General features: G+C 71.1%; 16 protein-coding genes and 1 tRNA gene. 4 read left to right on the top strand and 13 right to left on the bottom strand.

Features of this window, described 5'->3' with window-relative positions:
- Window positions 1-304: 304 nt before the first annotated feature.
- Genes ACFPIJ_RS04730 through ACFPIJ_RS04740 form a run of 3 tightly spaced genes read right to left on the bottom strand, consistent with a single transcriptional unit; the run spans window position 305 to window position 3,070 of the window.
- Window positions 305-1,057, bottom strand: a complete 753-nt coding sequence (locus ACFPIJ_RS04730) for an FAD:protein FMN transferase (protein WP_380113363.1) — start codon at window positions 1,055-1,057, stop codon at window positions 305-307.
- 3 nt (window positions 1,058-1,060) lie between these two features.
- Complete coding sequence (locus ACFPIJ_RS04735) at window positions 1,061-1,654, bottom strand: FMN-binding protein (RefSeq protein WP_380113364.1); 594 nt, start codon at window positions 1,652-1,654, stop codon at window positions 1,061-1,063.
- Window positions 1,655-1,687: 33 nt separating this feature from the next.
- Window positions 1,688-3,070 (bottom strand): ferredoxin reductase family protein, encoded by a 1,383-nt coding sequence (locus ACFPIJ_RS04740; RefSeq protein WP_380113365.1) that lies wholly within the window; start codon window positions 3,068-3,070, stop codon window positions 1,688-1,690.
- Between the two features lie 142 nt (window positions 3,071-3,212).
- Here ACFPIJ_RS04740 and ACFPIJ_RS04745 point away from each other — a divergent pair, with 142 nt between their 5' ends.
- Window positions 3,213-3,737, top strand: a complete 525-nt coding sequence (locus ACFPIJ_RS04745) for a hypothetical protein (protein WP_380113366.1) — start codon at window positions 3,213-3,215, stop codon at window positions 3,735-3,737.
- Window positions 3,738-3,830: 93 nt separating this feature from the next.
- Here ACFPIJ_RS04745 and ACFPIJ_RS04750 read toward each other — a convergent pair whose 3' ends face one another.
- The 7 genes from ACFPIJ_RS04750 to ACFPIJ_RS04780 form a co-directional block, all read right to left on the bottom strand.
- The gene (locus ACFPIJ_RS04750; protein ID WP_380113367.1) at window positions 3,831-4,307 is read right to left on the bottom strand and encodes a GNAT family N-acetyltransferase; all 477 of its coding nucleotides are present in this window, start codon (window positions 4,305-4,307) and stop codon (window positions 3,831-3,833) included.
- Window positions 4,308-4,460: 153 nt separating this feature from the next.
- Window positions 4,461-5,150: a DsbA family oxidoreductase gene (locus ACFPIJ_RS04755; protein WP_380113368.1), complete on the bottom strand. Its 690-nt coding sequence runs from the start codon at window positions 5,148-5,150 to the stop codon at window positions 4,461-4,463.
- Window positions 5,151-5,298: 148 nt separating this feature from the next.
- The gene (locus ACFPIJ_RS04760; protein WP_380113369.1) at window positions 5,299-6,501 is read right to left on the bottom strand and encodes a hypothetical protein; all 1,203 of its coding nucleotides are present in this window, start codon (window positions 6,499-6,501) and stop codon (window positions 5,299-5,301) included.
- Window positions 6,502-6,512: 11 nt separating this feature from the next.
- The gene (locus tag ACFPIJ_RS04765; protein ID WP_380113370.1) at window positions 6,513-8,039 is read right to left on the bottom strand and encodes an alkaline phosphatase D family protein; all 1,527 of its coding nucleotides are present in this window, start codon (window positions 8,037-8,039) and stop codon (window positions 6,513-6,515) included.
- Window positions 8,040-8,084: 45 nt separating this feature from the next.
- The gene (locus ACFPIJ_RS04770; protein WP_380113371.1) at window positions 8,085-9,008 is read right to left on the bottom strand and encodes an AraC-like ligand-binding domain-containing protein; all 924 of its coding nucleotides are present in this window, start codon (window positions 9,006-9,008) and stop codon (window positions 8,085-8,087) included.
- A gap of 87 nt (window positions 9,009-9,095) precedes the next feature.
- The gene (locus tag ACFPIJ_RS04775) at window positions 9,096-9,539 is read right to left on the bottom strand and encodes a hypothetical protein (RefSeq protein WP_380113372.1); all 444 of its coding nucleotides are present in this window, start codon (window positions 9,537-9,539) and stop codon (window positions 9,096-9,098) included.
- A gap of 251 nt (window positions 9,540-9,790) precedes the next feature.
- Complete coding sequence (locus ACFPIJ_RS04780) at window positions 9,791-10,786, bottom strand: NAD(P)H-dependent flavin oxidoreductase (protein WP_380113373.1); 996 nt, start codon at window positions 10,784-10,786, stop codon at window positions 9,791-9,793.
- A 137-nt stretch (window positions 10,787-10,923) separates the two neighbouring features.
- On the opposite strand from ACFPIJ_RS04780, the gene ACFPIJ_RS04785 reads away from it, so the two are divergent.
- A complete protein-coding gene (locus tag ACFPIJ_RS04785; RefSeq protein WP_380113374.1) occupies window positions 10,924-11,358 on the top strand; it encodes a hypothetical protein in 435 nt (144 codons plus the stop codon).
- Window positions 11,359-11,448: 90 nt separating this feature from the next.
- Here the strand turns inward: ACFPIJ_RS04785 and ACFPIJ_RS04790 are convergent.
- The 3 genes from ACFPIJ_RS04790 to ACFPIJ_RS04800 all read right to left on the bottom strand — a co-directional run bounded on the left by ACFPIJ_RS04790 (window position 11,449) and on the right by ACFPIJ_RS04800 (window position 13,683).
- Window positions 11,449-11,524: transfer RNA gene (locus ACFPIJ_RS04790), tRNA-Arg, on the bottom strand.
- A 639-nt stretch (window positions 11,525-12,163) separates the two neighbouring features.
- Complete coding sequence (gene ssb / locus ACFPIJ_RS04795; protein ID WP_380113375.1) at window positions 12,164-12,985, bottom strand: single-stranded DNA-binding protein; 822 nt, start codon at window positions 12,983-12,985, stop codon at window positions 12,164-12,166.
- A 158-nt stretch (window positions 12,986-13,143) separates the two neighbouring features.
- Entirely contained in the window at window positions 13,144-13,683 is a 540-nt protein-coding gene (locus ACFPIJ_RS04800) for a DUF1444 domain-containing protein (RefSeq protein WP_203847881.1), read from the bottom strand.
- A 120-nt stretch (window positions 13,684-13,803) separates the two neighbouring features.
- Here ACFPIJ_RS04800 and ACFPIJ_RS04805 point away from each other — a divergent pair, with 120 nt between their 5' ends.
- Both ACFPIJ_RS04805 and ACFPIJ_RS04810 read left to right on the top strand, forming a co-directional pair.
- Complete coding sequence (locus ACFPIJ_RS04805) at window positions 13,804-14,799, top strand: cobalamin biosynthesis protein (RefSeq protein WP_380113376.1); 996 nt, start codon at window positions 13,804-13,806, stop codon at window positions 14,797-14,799.
- Between the two features lie 44 nt (window positions 14,800-14,843).
- On the top strand, window positions 14,844-16,421 hold the full coding sequence (locus tag ACFPIJ_RS04810) for a cobyric acid synthase (RefSeq protein ID WP_380113444.1): 1,578 nt from the start codon (window positions 14,844-14,846) through the stop codon (window positions 16,419-16,421).
- Window positions 16,422-16,756: the final 335 nt, after the last annotated feature.

Genomic DNA, 16,756 nt, shown 5'->3' on the forward strand with positions numbered 1-16,756 from the left:
GCCTGGTTGAGATCAGGGCCTGCGCGGCCGGTGGCCACTGGAGCCTGCCGTCGAGAGCGCTGCGTCGACCCGCGAGCGCCTGGTCGAGATCAGGGCCTGCGCGGCCGGTGGCCACTGGAGCCTGCCGTCGAGAGCGCTGCGTCGACCCGCGAGCGCGTGGTTGAGGTCTGGGGCCGCGCGGTCGGTGACCACAAGTTGGAGGTCGCCCGCTTCAAGGTTCGGTGCTGACCTGCGAGCACCCGGTCGAGATCTGCGACCCGCCGTCACGACGCCGGCCTGTCCGCCCGTAGGTGGAGACGCTGCGTCAGTCGTCCGTGACCACAGGCAGACCGTCGGACCGCATCGCCCTACCGTCCTCGGTGACGACCGCGCACTCGTGGCCGGGCAGCTGGGCCAGCCAGTCGATGCCCGCCTCGCCCATCGCCAGGGCCGCCGTGGCGTAGGCGTCCGCCGTGCCGAGCTCCGGCCCGACGACGGTCACCGAGCGCAGGGCGGCAGCGGGCTCACCGGTGAAGGGATCGTAGACGTGCAGACCACGCTCATACGTGCCAGACGTGGCCACCGCCATGTCGGTGACCTCCAGGACCCACGCGAGCGACAGCGCCTCCCACGGATGCCGCACCCCGACCCGCCACGCCGAGCGCCCCGGCGCCGCGCCCCGGACGAAGATGTCGCCGCCGGCGTTCAGGCAGTGGTTCGAGGAGCCGAGCAGCTGCAGCCGGTCACAGGCGCGCTGCACCGCCCAACCCTTGACGTAGCCCGACGGGTCGAGCCGGCCACCGGCCATGATGTCGAAGTAGCCCCGGGTCTCGTCCCACAGCGACGCGCACCGGTCGAGGACCTCGCCCACCATCGGCGAGCAGTCCTCCCGCCGCAGCTCGCCGCGGCCGAGCCGGCTGATCTCACTGTCGGCCTGGTAGGTGCTGAAGGTCGTGTCGACCAGCCGGAGCCAGTCGAAGACCTCGTCGGCGAGGCGTTCCAGCTCCGGCACCGGCAGGGGATCGGCGAGGTCGAGGCTGACCGCCATCCCCATCACGTGCTCGACCCGCACCAGCACGGGTCACGCCTGGAACGCGCGGTCGATCGCCGCCTGCAGGGACAGCTTGTAGCCCGAGCTGGTGTAGGTGGCCCCGGAGACCGTGTCGATGTTCGCGCTCTGCGCCGACAGCGCCTCGGACCTGAGCTTCGGCAGCGCCGTCTTGTTGATCTGCACGGACCGCGAGTGGTCGCTCGGCGAGTCCAGGACCTTGACGTCGGTGATCTTGCCGCCGGACACGACGATCGACACTTCGACGTTTCCGTATTCGACGTAGACGCTGCTGCCGCCGAAGGTGCCGTCCTTCATGGTGGTGCGCGGCGGCTTCGGTGCCGCGGTGGTCGGCTTCGGCGCGCTCGTCGTCTTCGTGGCGCCGCCCGCTGGGGGTGCCGCGGTGGTTGTCGTGGTGGTCGCCCCACCGTTGCCCGGTGGCATCGTCCCGGCCGGGGCCGGGCCGCCGGACGGTGGCGGCACGGAGCCGCTCGGCACGGGCCCGGTCGCACCGGCGGCCTGCGGGTTCAGCGGCCGGTCGGTCGGGCTGCTGAAGCCGGCCTTGGCACTCACCAGCAGGACGGTGCCCGCCGCGGTGCCGATCAGGGCGATCATCGCGCGTCTCACGAGGGACCAACTCTCAGGAACGGGAGCACGGCTCTAGAACTCGAAGGGGTCGAGGTGGATCTGCCGCCGCGGCACCCGCAGCCGCCGCAGCACCTGCAGGGACTGCGTGACCAGCCCGTCCGGCCCGCACAGGTAGATGTCGCGTTCAGCGATGTCGGGCACCAGCTCGCGCATGCCGGTCGGGGTGAACAGGCGCCGCGGGCCGGGGTCGCGCCGGTCGCCGACCACGAACCACAGGGTGGCGTGCCGCAGCTCCGCGAGGTGCTCCAGCTCGTCGCGCAGGTGCAGGTCGTGCACGGCCGACGCGCGGTAGATGAGCACGGCGCCGGGGGGCAGCTCCTCGAGCAGCGCCCGGATCGGCCCGATGCCGCTGCCGGCCGCGATGAGCACCGTCCGCGACTTGACCCGGCGGCTCGCGGTGAAGTCGCCCCACGGGCCCTCGACGAAGATCCGCACGTCCGGCCGCAGGTCGCGCAGCGCGCTGGTGTGGCTGCCGACCGTTTTCACGGTGAGCCGCAGCCAGCGGCCGTTGGGCGCGGCGGACAGCGAGAAGGGGTGTGCCTGCCACCACAGCCCCCGCGAGAGGAACCGCCACCGGAAGAACTGGCCGGCCTGCGCGTCCAGGTCGTGCAGCCGGTTGCCGGTGATGTAGATCGACACCATGTCGGGGCCCTCGGCGACCACGTCCGCCACCCTCAGGCGGTGCCGCAGGTTCAGCGTCAGCGGCGCCACGATCCGGCCCCACACGACCGCGCAGATCATGACGGCGTAGAAGCCGATCCACAGCGTCCGCCCGAGGCCCGGCTTGAAGAGCTCCTGCCCGTTGGAGAACTGGTGCGCGAAGCCGAGCAGCAGCGCCAGGTAGGCGGTCAGGTGCAGGAAGTACCACAGCTCGTAGGGCAGGGCCCGGCGCAGCCCGCGGATGCTCAGCAGGCCGATGCACACCAGCATGCCCGCCGCCAGGAAGGCGGTGACCATGTCCTCGTACTCGGCGAGGATCGTGCCGATCTCGCTGACGAAGCCGACCCGGTCCGCGTAGGCGTAGCCGACCGTGATCAGCGACGCGTGCGCGAGGATCGTGATCAGCACCGAGCCGCCGAGCTCGCGGTGCCACAGGCCCAGGTGCCGGGCGCCGATCCAGCGCTCGAGGACCGCGACCCGGCTCATGAGGATGACCTGCACCAGCAGCAGGTAGCCCGCGATCAGGCCGGTGACCCGGCCGGCCGACTGGAAGATCTCGGCGGTGGTGTCGATCGTGCCGGCCTTCGTGCCCAGCCACCACGGCAGCAGCGCGAGCGCGAAGCCACCCCAGAAGAGGGTGCGCAGCAGGAACCGTCCGGCGCTGTTGTGCTCGACGGGTCGTGCCGCCGGGGCGGCGAGGCTGCCAGCCGGGCGTTGTTGCCGAGAGGCGGTCATGGTTGATCTTGTCTCATGTGGTTCCACTGCCATTGGTGGTATCAGAACCCGCTGGCCAAGGGCCATGGGCTTAAGCCGGACTTCAACCTGCGCACAAGATGCTCGCACGTGCACCTGGCGGGCGCGCCCCTAGAATGGCGCAGTGCAGCGGATCTGGCGAATTGCCCTGATCGTCCTTGCGGTGGTCGCCGTGATCGGAGCGACGGGATTGGGCGTGGCGTTCACGCTCGGTGTCTTCGCCGACGCGGGGCGCTTCCGGTCCACCCCCGACTGCGCCGTGCTCGACGCGTCGATGGTGGCCGCGGTGGTGCCGACGGCGAAGGTCGAATCCGACGGCGACAACTGCACCGCGGGCGACGGCAAGATCCAGCTCAATGTCGGCTTCACCGTCGTGGCCAAGAAGGGCACGGTCGGCGGCCCCGAGCTCGCGTCCCGGTATCTCGATGTGGTCGGCAACGCCGGCACCGAGCGCCTCGACGGGGTAGGCGACCAGGCGATCCGTCAGCGGGTGCAGGCGATCGGTCAGCCCCAGATCATCACGATGCGGGTCAGCAACCTGATCGTCGTGCTCTCCGTCGCGGACCTGGGCGGCGGCGAGCTCCCCGCGTCGGCGGACACGGGGCTCGTCGAGGTCGCCAAGTCGCTCACCATCAAGCTGAACAGCTGACAAGGCCCCACTGCCGGCCGGTGAAGCAGGGGCGGGGAGGAGCAGCTAATCTCGCCCGCCCTGCACAAAATCACATGCCGGGCGAAAGGGGCATCAGGGGAGTTGTCGCAGGAAGCGGCCGGCCGCGTCCGAGCGGTCCTGATACCCGAGCGCCTTGTAGAACTCGTGTGCCCCCTCGCGGGTGCGGAGGCTGGTCACCTCGACGCTGTGGCAGCCACGCATCAGGCCGAACGTCTCCGCGGCCGCGACCAGGCTGGTGCCGATCCCGCGGCCGCGGGCGGAGTCGTCGACGGCGAGCGCGACGATCCGCAGCCACGAGCCGTCCTTCTCGAACGACGGGATGATGTGGGCGGCGACGACACCGAGCAGGCGGCCGCGCTCGTCCCAGACGAAGGCGCCGCCGTCGGGATGGTCGACCCAGGAGCGCATGCGCCCCGCAATGTCGGTCCCCTCCTGCGGGTAGCCCAGCTGTTCCAGCAGCGTCGTCACCTGATCGGTATCGTCGGAGGACAACCGGCGCACCCCACGGGCGACCTGCATACGGAAGGCGTGCAGCACGTCAGCGCTCATAGATGCAGCGTAGAACCGGCGGCGCCGTTTGTGTCGGCCTCAGCGCAGTCATTCACGTCCGCGGTGCACGTGCAGTCGCAAGTTGCCACTTGACTGTTCCGGCGATCGTCCTACCATCCGCACCCGCAAGTGCACATGCAGCTGAATGATCGTTCAGATCGCGCACGAGTCGTCGGCGCAGGCATCCCCAGAGGAGGACGACGGGGTGCCCAGGACGGTGAGGGACGACTGGCGCAGGGCCTGCTCGAACACCTCCACGGGCTGCGCGCCGGAGACGCCGACCCGCTGGTTGAAGACGAAGAACGGCACGCCGTTGATGCCGTACTCGCGGGCGGTCGCGATGTCCGCGCGGACGTCCGCCGCGTAGGAGCCGTCGGCGAGGGCCTGCTTGGCCGCCACCTCGTCCAGCCCGACCGCCCCGGCGAGGCCCACGAGCACGGCCTGGTCGCCGATGTCGGCACCCTCGGTGAAGTACGCGTGCATCAGCCGCTCCTTCAGCGCCGCCTGGAGCCCGGCTCCCTTGGCGAAGTGCAGCAGCCGGTGCGCGTCCAGCGTGTTGGCGGTGCGGGCGCGGTCGAAGTCGTACGCCAGGCCCTCGTCGGCCGCGATCTGCGTCACCTGCGCGAACATGCCCTTGACCTGCGACGCGGACAGGCCCTTGCGCGCGGCGAGGGACTCGCCGACCGGGCGCGGGTCGCCGACCGGTGTAGACGGGTCGAGCTGGTAGCTGCGCCACTCGACGGTGACCGCGCCGTCGTAGCGGGACAGGGCCGTCTCCAGGCGGCGCTTGCCGATGTAGCACCACGGGCAGACGATGTCGGACCAGACCTCGACCTGGATCATGTGCGCTCCTCACTCGTTGACGGTTCAACAATAGCGCGATCCAGGCCGAGGCCAAGCGCGGTCCAGGCCGAGGCCAAGCGCGGTCCAGGCCGAGGCCAGGTGCGGTCCAGGCCGAGGCCAGGTGCGGTCCAGGCCGAAGGCCCGACGGTCACCAGTCGGAGTTCGACCCGCCGTATCCGAGGATTACCTGGTCGAACGTGTTGCCGTCGTTGTCGTCGGTGTACGCGACGCTGACCTCACCCCACGGCGACACCGCGACCGCCTGCTGCTCCTGACGCCCCGTCGCCGTCTGGCTGAGGACCTGCGCCGCCAGCCGCCCGGTGCCGGTGCCGTCCGGGTTGAAGCCGCGGACCAGGACGTCCTGGCCGATCGAATAGCCGACCACGGTGTTGAACTGGTCGTCGACGCCGATCGAAGCGCCGGCGGCACCGTTGGCGACGACCGTTTCCACGTGCCGCGGCGTGCCGTCGGCGGCGAACGAACGCGTCCACACCCCGGCCGTGCCGGTGTGGTCGGACTCCCACGCGACCGCGAACGAGCCCGAGAACGACGCCGCGACCGCGGCACCGCGCTGCTGCCCGTCGCCGAGGCTGTTGGCGGTGCGCCGGGTGAGGTTGACCGCGCCATTGGACTTTGCCAGCCGTACCAGACCGACATTGAAGAATCCGTTGGCGTCTGCGTCCTCGTCCCAGACGACGATGGCGTCGCCGGAGGCCGGGACCGCGACGTCGGGCCGGTGGTGCCCGCCGGTGGTCTGCGAGGCGGTCACCTCGTAGGCCTTCGTCGTCGGGCCGGTGTAGCCGGCGGCCTTCACGGTGTACACGCTGCCCTGCACGTCCTCCCAGACCACGCTGAACGCGACGGCGGCCGTGCCCGGCGCGCCGTCCGGGTCGACGGCCACCTTCGGCAGGATCTGGTCGCCGGCGGCGTCAGCGTTCGCCCGGCCCGAGGCCGTGACGCTGCCGGTGGGGGAGACGACCCGGTAGACGATGTTGAACGCGCCGTTGCCGTCCGGGTCCTCGGCCCAGACCACGACGGCGTTGCCCTTGTCGTCCAGGCCCACATCGGGGCTGATGTGCTTCCAGTTGGTGCCGGAGGTGCCGCCGGCCGACAACTTGAGCTCGTACTTGGCGACGCCGTCGGTGAACAGCCGCAGCCAGATGTCGGAGTGGCTGTTGTTCTCGGGCGCGGTGGTGTCACGGTCGTCCTCCCAGACGACGGCGACCTGCCCGTTGCGGTTGGCGGCGATGGCGGGCGTGTCCTGGTCGCCGGTGGCGACGCTGTTGGCGGTGGTCCACGTCATCGACGCGGCGGCGAGCACCACCGCGGTGGCTGAGGTTGCGAAAACCATTGAGGTGACTCCTACAGGGCCCGAAGGCCGGGCTGGCCGTCGAGGATCGTGAACGACTTGAGGGTGGTGGCGGCCGCGCCGTGCTCGGTGACCGTGGTGACCGCGCGGAAGTCGGCCCTGACCTGCGCGGGGCTGATCGTGGTCCGCACGTAGCCGCGCAGCCCGGAGTGGAACTTCAGGTGCGGGTTCGTGGCGACGTTCGGGATCGCGGTCGCCGCCGAGCCGTTGCCGCCGGACGTGATGGACGTGCAGACGAGTTCCGTGCCGATGGTCGCCGAGTTGCTGTTGGCGTAGTCGGCCTTCAGGTCGTTGGCCCACGCCGCGTGGACGTCACCCGTCAGGACCAGCGGGTTGCGCACCGAACGGTCGAGCCAGCCCTGCTGGATGCGGGCCCGGGAGGCGCGGTACCCGTCCCAGGCGTCCATGCTGGCGGCGCCGCTCGCGTCGAACTGCCGGGCGAAGAACACCTGCTGACCCAGGATGTCCCAGGTGCCGTAGTGCTGCGCGAGCCCGTCGAGCAGCCAGGCCTCCTGCGCCGCGCCGGTGAGCGACCGCGTGGTCGAGTCCGCGGCGGCGCACACCTTCCAGCCGTCGCCGCAGGCCTGGTCGTCGCGGAACTGCCGGGTGTCGAGCATGTGGAACGTGGCGAGGGTGCCCCACCGGACGCGCCGGAACAGCGGGATGCTGTTGCCGGTCGGCGCCTGGCTCGGCCGCAGCGGCATGTTCTCGTAGTAGGCGCGGTAGGCGGCGGTGCGCCGGGCGGTCCACTGTGCCGTGGTCAGCGCGGGGCTGCTGTCGTTGCGCACCATGTTGGCGTAGTTGTTCTCGACCTCGTGGTCGTCGGGGACCACCAGCCACGGCGCGATCGCGTGCGCCGCCTGCAGGTCGGGGTCCGACTTGTACTGCGCGTACCGGCGGCGGTAGTCGGCGAGCGACACGATCTCGGCACCGGCGTGCGCGCGGACCCCGCCGGTGCCGGTGCCACCCTCGTAGATGTAGTCGCCCAGGTGCAGGATCAGGTCCGGGCGGTCCTCGGCCATGCGGCGGTAGGCCGTGTAGTAGCCCGACTCGTAGTGTGCGCACGACGCGAACGCCATCACCAGGTCCCGGCCGACGGTGCCGACCGCGGGCGCGGTCCGGGTGCGCCCGACGGGGGAGAGGTGACCCTGCGCGCGGAAGCGGTAGTAGTACTCGGCGTCGGGCGCGAGCCCACCGGCGACCACGTGGACGGAGTGCGCGTCGGCGTAGCGGGCGGTTACCGAGCCGGAGGCGACCAGCGAGGCGAACGTGTCGGTGGTGGACACCTGCCAGTCGACGGTGACGTCGGCGTTCGCCATGCCACCCTGACCGTCGGCGTTGAGTGGTGACGGAGCGAGCCGGGTCCACAGCACAACGCTGTCTGCGGCCGGTTCGCCGGAGGCGACCCCGAGCTTGAACGGGAACGGAATAGCGGCCTGTGCGCTGGTCAACGGCAGTGCGACGGCCCCGGCGGTGGCCAGTCCACTGAGGACGAACGTGCGGCGGCTGAGCCTCTTCATGCCGCATACTTTCATCATGGTCGATGAACGCGCGGTGTCCTGCAGCTAGCCGCGGGCTGCATTCGGCGTACGGCCGAACTGTTGCCGGAACGCCCGGTGAAAGCTCGCCACGTTGCCGAACCCGGCCTCCGTCGCCACGTCGATGACCCGCAGATGCCGCATCGAGGGGTCGGTGAGGTGCCGCGCCGCGCGTTCCAGCCGCAACCGCCGCACCGTGGCGGCGTAGGAGGCCTCGTGCCCGGCGAACCATCCGTGCACCGTGCGCACCGAGACCCCGAGCCGGCGCGCGGTGGCCGCCGGCGACAGATCGTGATCGGTGAGGTGCTCTTCGATGTCGTTCAGGCAGGTTTGGTACGACCTGGGCGAACGCACCGCAGTCAGGATGGACGGGTCGAGCGCGATCGACAGCATCCCGGCGGCGTGCAGGGCCAGGCGGGCCGCGGCCGGTTCCCGCATCGGTCGCTGCGCCAGGCTCTCCAACGAGTGCCGCACGGCCGCGCCGACCCCGGTCGTCGTGTCGATCGCGGTGGCGGTCCTCGGCGCGGTGGCCTCGTGGTCGTCGAGCGTCGCGGCCGGGATGAACAGCGACAGCTGGCGGAAGTCCCCGCCGAACTCGAACCGGAACGGCTCGTCGGCGTCGACCACGGCCAGGTCACCGGGTCGCAGCGTGGCCACCCGCCCGTGCTGCGCCATCAGGCTGATGCCCTGGACCTGCAGATTCGCGTAGTAGCCGCGGATCGGGTCGCGTTGCACGCCGGCCTCGGTGCGGTGCACCGTCTGCCGCTGCGACTCGATCCGCGCCAGGCTGAGCCCGCCCAGCCACCACTGCGTCACCGACCCGGCGAACCCGCCCCGCAGATCCGACTCGGGCGTCAGCGCCAGGAACGCCTCACAGATCAGCTCCCGCCAATGCGTGAACTGCTGCTCCGGCGCCTGCGCCGACGTCGTCCAGTAGCTGCGGTTGTCCACCGTGCACGTCTCCTATGCCGCTGTCCGCCTGCCATGCAACGCCTGGCGCGACATCCTCCGACATGGTTGCGACGTCCTTCCGACTCTTCATCCGGTCTTTTTGAAGTACGCGTTCGCCGACCTGGTGAACATCAGCGGGACCGCGGCCCACACGGCGGCGACGTGCAGCGCCCTGGACGTGGCGATCGCCCACCAGGTCAGGTCCGCGTCGTCCACGACGGCGCTCAGCGAGTTGCCGTCGGCGAGCCAGGAGATCGGCTCGATGATCAGCGACAGGGTGCCGACGATGCCGAGCACCAGCGCGAGGGCGAGGCGCGCCCACCGGCGCCCGGCCCGCATCCGCAGCGTGGTGAGGATCGCCGCGGCGTACACGGCGATCCGGAACAGCACGCCGGCCAGGGGATTCTCGCCGGCCTGCCCCGAGCCGACGACGATGACGGTTTCCAGGGCGCCGAGCGCGACGGCGACGAGCCACAACCCGGCGGCGGCGCGCACCGCGACGGGTGGCCGGCCGGTGGTCAGGAGAGTCATACCCTTCACTGTTCGCCGTCACCGGCCGACCAGCACGCCCACTGACCACCGTCTTGGTGCTGCGGCTAACCCCCTTTTGCGTGCGGGGCCAACCCCCGTATCGGCCCTTGTCGGTGCGGGGCTGACCCTCGTGTCGGCCTTTGCCGGTGCGGGGCCAACCCCGTATCGGCTTTGTCGGTGTGGGGCCAACCCCCGTGCCGGCCCTTGTCGGTGTGGGGCCAACCCCCGTGCCGGCCCTTGTCGGTGCGGGGCTAGCCGCCGTACCGGCCGAGCATCGCCACCGCGTCGCTGGTCATCGTCGCGATGACCTCGGCGGCGGGCAGCAGCGACGTGACCAGGCCGACCCCCTGCCCGGCGAGCAGCGGCATCTCCTCCAGGTCGCCGGTGGTGAGCCCACGCATCGGCACGAGGTTGGAGTACCGGTGCATGGTCACCGTCTCACCGCCGAGGACGGTCTCCCCGATGACCTTGTCCTCCTCCGGCGCGGGTGCGTCCAGCCACTCCTGCACGACCCGGTTGCGCAGCACCCGCATCGGGTTGAAGTCCGGCGTCTCGGGCCCGAACATCGACGTGCTGACCGTCTCCGTGGCGTCGAAACTCACCAGCCGGCTCTTGTACCCGTCGTGCGCGTCCGACTCCCCGGTGGCGACGAACCGCGTGCCCACCCACGCCCCGTCCGCACCCAGCATCAGCGCGGCGGCCACCCCACGCCCGTCGGCGATCCCTCCCGAGGCCAGCACCAGCGCCGGCGCGACCGCGTCCACCACGAGCGGCACCAGCGCGAAGACCGGCAGCGTGGCCGCGTTGTGCCCACCCGCCTCCTGCCCCTGCGCCACGACCACGTCGACCCCGTCGTCAACCGCCCGCTTCGCCGCGTCGACGGAGCTGAGCTGCTCGAAGACCCGTACCCCCGCGGCGTGCAACTGGTCGATCCAGGCCCGCTTCGGATGCCCCCAGTGGAACGACACGACCGCCACCCCGGCCTCACACACGGCGTCGATCTGCGCCTGCTCGGTGAAGACGGTGATGAAGTTGACGTTGAACGGCCGGTCCGTCTGTGTCTGTATCGCCGCGATCGTCTGCGTCAACGCCGGCGCGGGCATGAGCCCCACCCCGAGCGAGCCGAGCGCCCCCGCATTGCTGACCGCCACCGGCAACTCCGGCGTCATCCCCACGAACGCCATGCCGGCCTGCGCGATCGGAGTCGTGAGGCCGAACGCCTCGGTGAACCTGGTCCTGAGTCGCATACCCTGTACCGTGCCGGACCCGCCCCGCCCAGGTGTTGCCAACCGCGCATCCCACGTCGCATTGCGTGCAGACGTCATCGACCCGACACCTCGACCACGCCCCTCGCACCCCGCAGACTGATCCGGTGGCAGCATGGATGACGCTGATCGCCGCAACCGCCGGCGCCGCGATCGCGCTGGTGGGGCAGTACCTGACCAGGCGCGGCGAAAGCAGCGTGCGCCGCTCCGAACTGGTGCTGGAGCAGTGCTCCCAGCTGGTCTCGCTTTCCGAGGACTTCCGTAACCGCCTGTGGGAAGAGCGCGAACTGGGCCAGGCCGGCCGGGTCGACGGCTGGGACCTGGCCGCCTATCGCCTCGCCGCGGCCAGACTGAACATCCTCTGCCGCCACCAACCGCTCCTTTCCGCCCTGCAGGAGATGTCCGACGCCGGCAAGCGCCTGGGCGCGTACTGGCGCCGCGGCAACACCGATCCCGACGAGCTCGAACTGCGATACGGGCACTACAAGACGGCGATCCAGGCGTTCGTCGAGCAGAGCGGCGCCTTCGTCCGCAGCCGGCTGAGACGGTTCTGACACCTCCAGCGGGCCACCTGACCAGCGGAAGCCCGCTTCAGGGTCGCAACGACGCGACGGATCGGCAGGCACGCTCCAGCGTGCGAACCTTGGTGCGCCCGGTAGGGATCGAACCTACGACCTTGGGATTAGAAGTCCCCTGCTCTATCCGCTGAGCTACGAGCGCATGTCGACGGACAGGCTACCGCCTGCGGCGGATGATTCGCTTGTGGGGAGCCAAATCGACGCTCTCAGGACAGCATTCATTGCCGTCCGGCACAAGCGGGTTCCGTTGGTGCACCGTTGGATTCGCAGCGGGTGGCGGCGGAGTCACGCTTCGGGTCGTTCGGGTCGCCTTTCGTCGTTGTCCTCCCTGTGGGCTTGTCACTGCCCGGCTGGCGCCGACCTGTGGCTGTCACGCTGCCCAGCCCGATTTGCCCAGGCCACGGCCCTGGTCGCGGCCCTGGTCGCGGCCCCGCAGTCGTGGTTGTGGGTCCGGTCGTGGTTTGTGGGCCGATCGTGGGTCCGGCGGTGGGCTTGCACGTTGGGCCGGTCGTGAGTCTGGCCGCGGGCCTGACGGTGGGCCTGGTCCCAGGTCTGCCTGGTCGCAGGCCTGGTCGTGGGCCCGGCTTGGTCGTAGGTCTGGGCGTGGTCTGGTTGTGGGCCTGAACGTCGGGCCGGTCGTGCGTCCGGCCGTGGGTTTGACGGTGGGCCTGGTTGTGGGCCTTGCCTGGTCGTGGACTGCCAGTGCCTGGTTTGGCCTGGTTCTGGGCCCGATGGTGGGTCGTGACGCCGAGTGGTGCGGTGTCACGACCCACCTGGACCGTCAGGCGGGCACCGCGACCCGGCCGCCCCGGTTACGCCGGCGCCGGCTACCAGCCGAGTCGTCGGACTCGCCCGAGGTGTTGTCGTCGTCCGAGCTCTCCGATCCCTCCTCGGCGGTGACCGGCCCGTCCCCGGCGGTGGACTCGCCGGCCGGTGCGACGTCGGCAGTCATGAGCTCCGCCGCGTCGTCCGGTGCGGTGAAGCCCGCCATCGCGGCGACCGCCGTGCCGTCGAAGGCGGCGCTGATCGCACTGTCGAGCTCGGTCAGGACGTCCTCCGCGAACGGATCCCTGGTGGCGTCCTGCGCCGGCTCCTCGACGGTCGTGACGAAGCCGCCGAGTTCGGCGTCGTAGTCACGATGGCGAGGCAGGTCGTTGACCGCGGCCACCGGGGTGCTCGGCTGGCCGGCGATCCGGGCATCGGCCAGTTCGTCGTCGATGGCGCTGACCATCGTGTTCGCCTTGACCCGGGCGAACTTCGACCGGCCGCGCATCAGGTCGTGGCCCACGGATGCGGCCTCCAGCTCATAGGTCACCCGCTTGACGTGGTCCTCGGTCTCCCAGTTCCGGCTCGACAGCCGGCCGGTGACGATGACCGGGTCGCCGACGCGGACGCAGCGCATCACGTTCTCCGCCAGCTGGCGCCAGCAGATGATGCGCAGTCGGAGCGTGTCCCCGTCGACCCAGCGCTCCTGGTGGCGGTCGTAGCGCCGGGACGTTGCGGCGACCCTGAAGTTGGTCACCAGCTGCTTGCTTTCCTCCAGCCGGCGGCACTCAGGCTCGCTGAGCACGTTGCCGACGATCGTCATGGTCGTCTCATACATGTCCGTCTCCTCCCGTGGTGGACTCGGGAAGGAGCATCGGTCAGATCGACCGGTCGCCGCTCGCGGTGGAGGCCGCACCTGTGGATAACCGGGTGCTTGTGGACAAGGTCGCTACCGAGCGGATGGTGTGGTACGGGCGGGAGGCTTGGGCGTACACCTCAGAAAGCGGCATGGGCGAGGTTCTGGGTGAACACTTCCCAGACCCCGCGACGCCGGACCAGCAACTTGCGGGACAGCAGGTGAGGGTCGCCGGCGAAGAAGATCCTGTCGATCGCGCGCCGGACCTTCGCCAGTCCGGGCGGGGACTGGGAACCGGTCACGATGACCACGTCGCGGGCGGGTACGCCGACCACGAGCTCACCGGGCACCGCACGCTCCAGACCTGCCCAGAACGGCTCGGCGAGCAGCAGGGTCGAGGCGATCCCGTCGAACTGGAGCATGAGGGCGGGCGGCTGTCCGTGGACCTGCGCGGCGCCGAGCCGGCCGTCGAGATTGTGCGCGGCCTGGCGGCGCAGCATCCGCCTCGGCAGCTCCATGCGCTGCAGGTCGGCCCAGGTCACCAGGCGCTGCCCGTAGGGCGGCCCGTAGCTGTAACCCACCCCGAGTCCGCCCATGAACTCGTCGAGTACGGGCGCGTGCACATCTTCGCGGCGGATGTCGCGAAGTGGTGCAAGAACGGGGAGGAGCATGAGCTGCACGCTTGCAAAGTAGGACGGTGACGGATGTGAGACAAGCTCTTGTTTTTGCACCATTTGCTTGCTAGTGCGCACGCGGGCCGCCGCGAAAAACTGTCGGTGGTGGTCGGTAGTGTCCGGCGCATGGTGAATCGAAGACTCCAGGCCGACGCGATCGGGATGGTGCTGGGCGGTGTGCTGGACGCGATGTTCGGCGATCCGCGCAGGTGGCACCCTGTCGCGGGGTTCGGGCGGTTCGCGGCGGCGGTCGAGCGTCACACGTATGCCGACGAGCGGCCGGCGGGAGCGCGGTTCACCGCCGTGGCAGTGGGCGTACCCGTCGCCCTCGCGGCGATGGCGGCCTGGCTGACCAGGCGCAGGCCCGTCGCGCGGACTGTGCTCGTCGCCGGTGCGACCTGGGCCGCGCTGGGCGGCACGAGCCTGGCGCGGGAAGGGCGCGTGATGGCCGACCGGCTCGACGGCGGCGACCTGGCGTCCGCGCGGGCGCAGCTGCCCAATCTCTGCGGGCGTGATCCGTCGGCGCTGGGGGCGCCCGAGTTGGCCCGCGCGACGGTGGAGTCCGTCGCGGAGAACACGTCGGACGCCGTGGTCGGTCCGCTGTTCTGGGGTGCGGTCGCGGGGCTGCCAGGCATCGTCGGATATCGGGCGGTCAACACGCTCGACGCGATGGTCGGGCACCGCTCCGCCCGGTATGCCAGATTCGGTACGGCGTCGGCCCGCCTCGACGACCTCGCCAACCTGGTGCCGTCGCGGGTCACCGCGGTGCTGACCGTCGTCGCGGCGCCCGTGGTCGGCGGGCGGCCCGGTGCGGCGCTGCGGGTGTGGCTGCGCGACGGAGGACGACACCCGAGCCCGAATTCCGGGCAGTGTGAGGCGGCCGCCGCCGGCGCACTGGGCATTCGTCTGGGCGGTCGCAATGTGTACGGATCCAGGGTTGAACAACGGCCGCACCTCGGCGACGGCGACCCACCCGTGCCGCGCGACGTGCGGCGGGCCGCGACGCTGTCCGTCGTCGTGGGCGCGGCGGCGCTCGGGCTCGCGTTCGCCGTCAGGGCCGGTGTCGCAAGCCGGAGCAGTGCAGGTGGGCGCGCCGCCGCGCGGGTCGGGAGCGCGGCGTGAGCGGGCTGCTGGTCGCCGGAACGACCTCCGACGCGGGCAAGAGCATGCTCACCGCCGGGATCTGCCGCTGGCTGCGGCGACGCGGCGTCGACGTCGCACCGTTCAAGGCGCAGAACATGTCCAACAACTCCGCGATCGCGGTCGACGGCGGTGAGATCGGCCGGGCCCAGGCGCTGCAGGCGTATGCGTGCGGGCTGGAGCCCAGCGTCAAGTTCAACCCGGTGCTGCTGAAGCCGGGCTCCGACCGCACCAGCCAGGTCGTCGTCCTCGGCCAGGCCACCGGGCACATCGGCGCGCGCAACTACCACGAGATCAAGGACCGGCTGCGTGGGACGGTGCTGGAGACGCTGCGCGAACTGCGGGCCAGGCACGAGGTGGTGATCTGCGAGGGGGCCGGAAGCCCGGCGGAGATCAATCTCCGGGCCGGCGACCTGGCCAACATGGGTCTGGCGCGCGCCGCCGACCTGCCAGTGATCGTGGTCGGTGACATCGATCGGGGCGGGGTGTTCGCCGCGCTGTATGGCACGCTCGCGCTCCTTGACGCCGACGACCAGGCCCTGATCTCGGGCTTCGTGATCAACAAGTTCCGCGGCGACTCGGGGCTGCTGCAGCCGGGTCTCGACTCATTGACGGAGCTGACCGGGCGGCCGACGTTCGGGGTGATTCCGTGGTCCACCGAGCTCTGGCTCGACGGCGAGGACTCGCTCGCCTACGACGGCAGGGTCCTGGGCCGGCCGGCGCCGCCGCGTGGCGGGCAGTGGCTGCGGGTCGCGGTGGTCCGCCTGCCCCGGGTCTCCAACGCGACCGACGCCGAGGCACTCGCGGCTGAGCCGGGCGTCCAGGTGCGGCTCACGGTCGAGCCCGCCGACCTCGCCGACGTGGACCTCGTCGTGCTGCCCGGCAGCAAGTCCACTGTGGACGACCTGCGGTGGCTGCGGGAGCGCGGCCTGGCGGACGCGCTGCTGGCCCACGCGGCGGCGGGCCGCCCGGTCCTCGGCATCTGCGGCGGGTTCCAGATGCTCGCGGAGCGGATCTTCGACGACGTGGAGAGCCGCCGCGGGGCGGTGCAGGGGCTGGGACTGCTGCCGGTGGAGGTGACGTTCGCCGCCCGCAAGACCCTCGGGCTGGTGACGGGGACGGGGCTCGGATCGCAGCCGGTGCGGGGCTACGAGATCCACCACGGCGTGGTGAGCCGGGAGGCGGAGGGCCTGACCCCGTTGATCCGGCTGGCCGACGGCACGGGCGAGGGCGCGGTGGCCGGCAATGTGTTCGGCACGCACTGGCACGGCGCGTTCGAGACCGACGGGTTCCGCCGGGCGTTCCTGACCGAGGCGGCCCGTCTTGCCGGACGGCACGGGTTCGAGGTCGCGCCGGACACGTCGTTCGCCGCGCTGCGGGAGCGGACCGTGGATGTGCTGGGCGACCTGGTCGAGGAGCACCTCGACACGGAGGCGCTGTGGCGGCTGATCGAGGGCGGCGCGCCGGCCGGGCAGCCGACCGTCGTGCCGGCCCTGCGCACCGCCGCGCCGGCGCCCCCGGCCGCCGCGCTGGGGGAGCCCGCCGAGGTGCCGGAGCCGCCGATCGTGTCTGGAGCGTCCGACGTCGTGCTGGAGGCGCGGTAAGCGGGGACGTAGCGGGCGAAGGCGCGGTGGACGGAGGCGTAGCAGGGCGAGGCTGGCGGCAGTATGGCGGTCGGAGGTATGGCGGGCGACGGCACGGCAAGTAGGGACCCGGTGAGTGGAACCGCAGTCAGTGGAGCCGCGGTATGTGGAGCCGCGGTAGGCGGGGATGTAGTGATCGACAACGCGGCGAGTGGAGGCGTGGTGAGCGGGACGCCGTCAGCGGAGGTGTAGTCAGCGGGGCCTGGTGAGCGGAGGGCAGTCGGCGGGGCTTGGTGAACGGGGGCACCGTGAGTGGAGGCACAGTGAACGGGGACACGGTGAGTGGAAGCGGCGCG

The organism is Dactylosporangium cerinum, from assembly GCF_042653625.1.
Taxonomy (GTDB): Bacteria; Actinomycetota; Actinomycetes; order Mycobacteriales; family Micromonosporaceae; genus Dactylosporangium; species Dactylosporangium cerinum.

Excerpts from the sequence above, each read along its gene's own strand:
- ACFPIJ_RS04740 (WP_380113365.1), bottom strand. The coding sequence starts at position 3,070 with ATGACCGCCTCTCGGCAACAACGCCCGGCTGGCAGCCTCGCCGCCCCG.
- ACFPIJ_RS04750 (WP_380113367.1), bottom strand. The coding sequence starts at position 4,307 with ATGAGCGCTGACGTGCTGCACGCCTTCCGTATGCAGGTCGCCCGTGGG.
- ACFPIJ_RS04755 (WP_380113368.1), bottom strand. The coding sequence starts at position 5,150 with ATGATCCAGGTCGAGGTCTGGTCCGACATCGTCTGCCCGTGGTGCTAC.
- ACFPIJ_RS04760 (WP_380113369.1), bottom strand. The coding sequence starts at position 6,501 with ATGGTTTTCGCAACCTCAGCCACCGCGGTGGTGCTCGCCGCCGCGTCG.
- ACFPIJ_RS04765 (WP_380113370.1), bottom strand. The coding sequence starts at position 8,039 with ATGAAGAGGCTCAGCCGCCGCACGTTCGTCCTCAGTGGACTGGCCACC.
- ACFPIJ_RS04775 (WP_380113372.1), bottom strand. The coding sequence starts at position 9,539 with ATGACTCTCCTGACCACCGGCCGGCCACCCGTCGCGGTGCGCGCCGCC.
- ACFPIJ_RS04780 (WP_380113373.1), bottom strand. The coding sequence starts at position 10,786 with ATGCGACTCAGGACCAGGTTCACCGAGGCGTTCGGCCTCACGACTCCG.
- ACFPIJ_RS04785 (WP_380113374.1), top strand. The coding sequence starts at position 10,924 with ATGACGCTGATCGCCGCAACCGCCGGCGCCGCGATCGCGCTGGTGGGG.
- ssb (WP_380113375.1), bottom strand. The coding sequence starts at position 12,985 with ATGTATGAGACGACCATGACGATCGTCGGCAACGTGCTCAGCGAGCCT.
- ACFPIJ_RS04805 (WP_380113376.1), top strand. The coding sequence starts at position 13,804 with ATGGTGAATCGAAGACTCCAGGCCGACGCGATCGGGATGGTGCTGGGC.
- ACFPIJ_RS04810 (WP_380113444.1), top strand. The coding sequence starts at position 14,844 with ATGCTCACCGCCGGGATCTGCCGCTGGCTGCGGCGACGCGGCGTCGAC.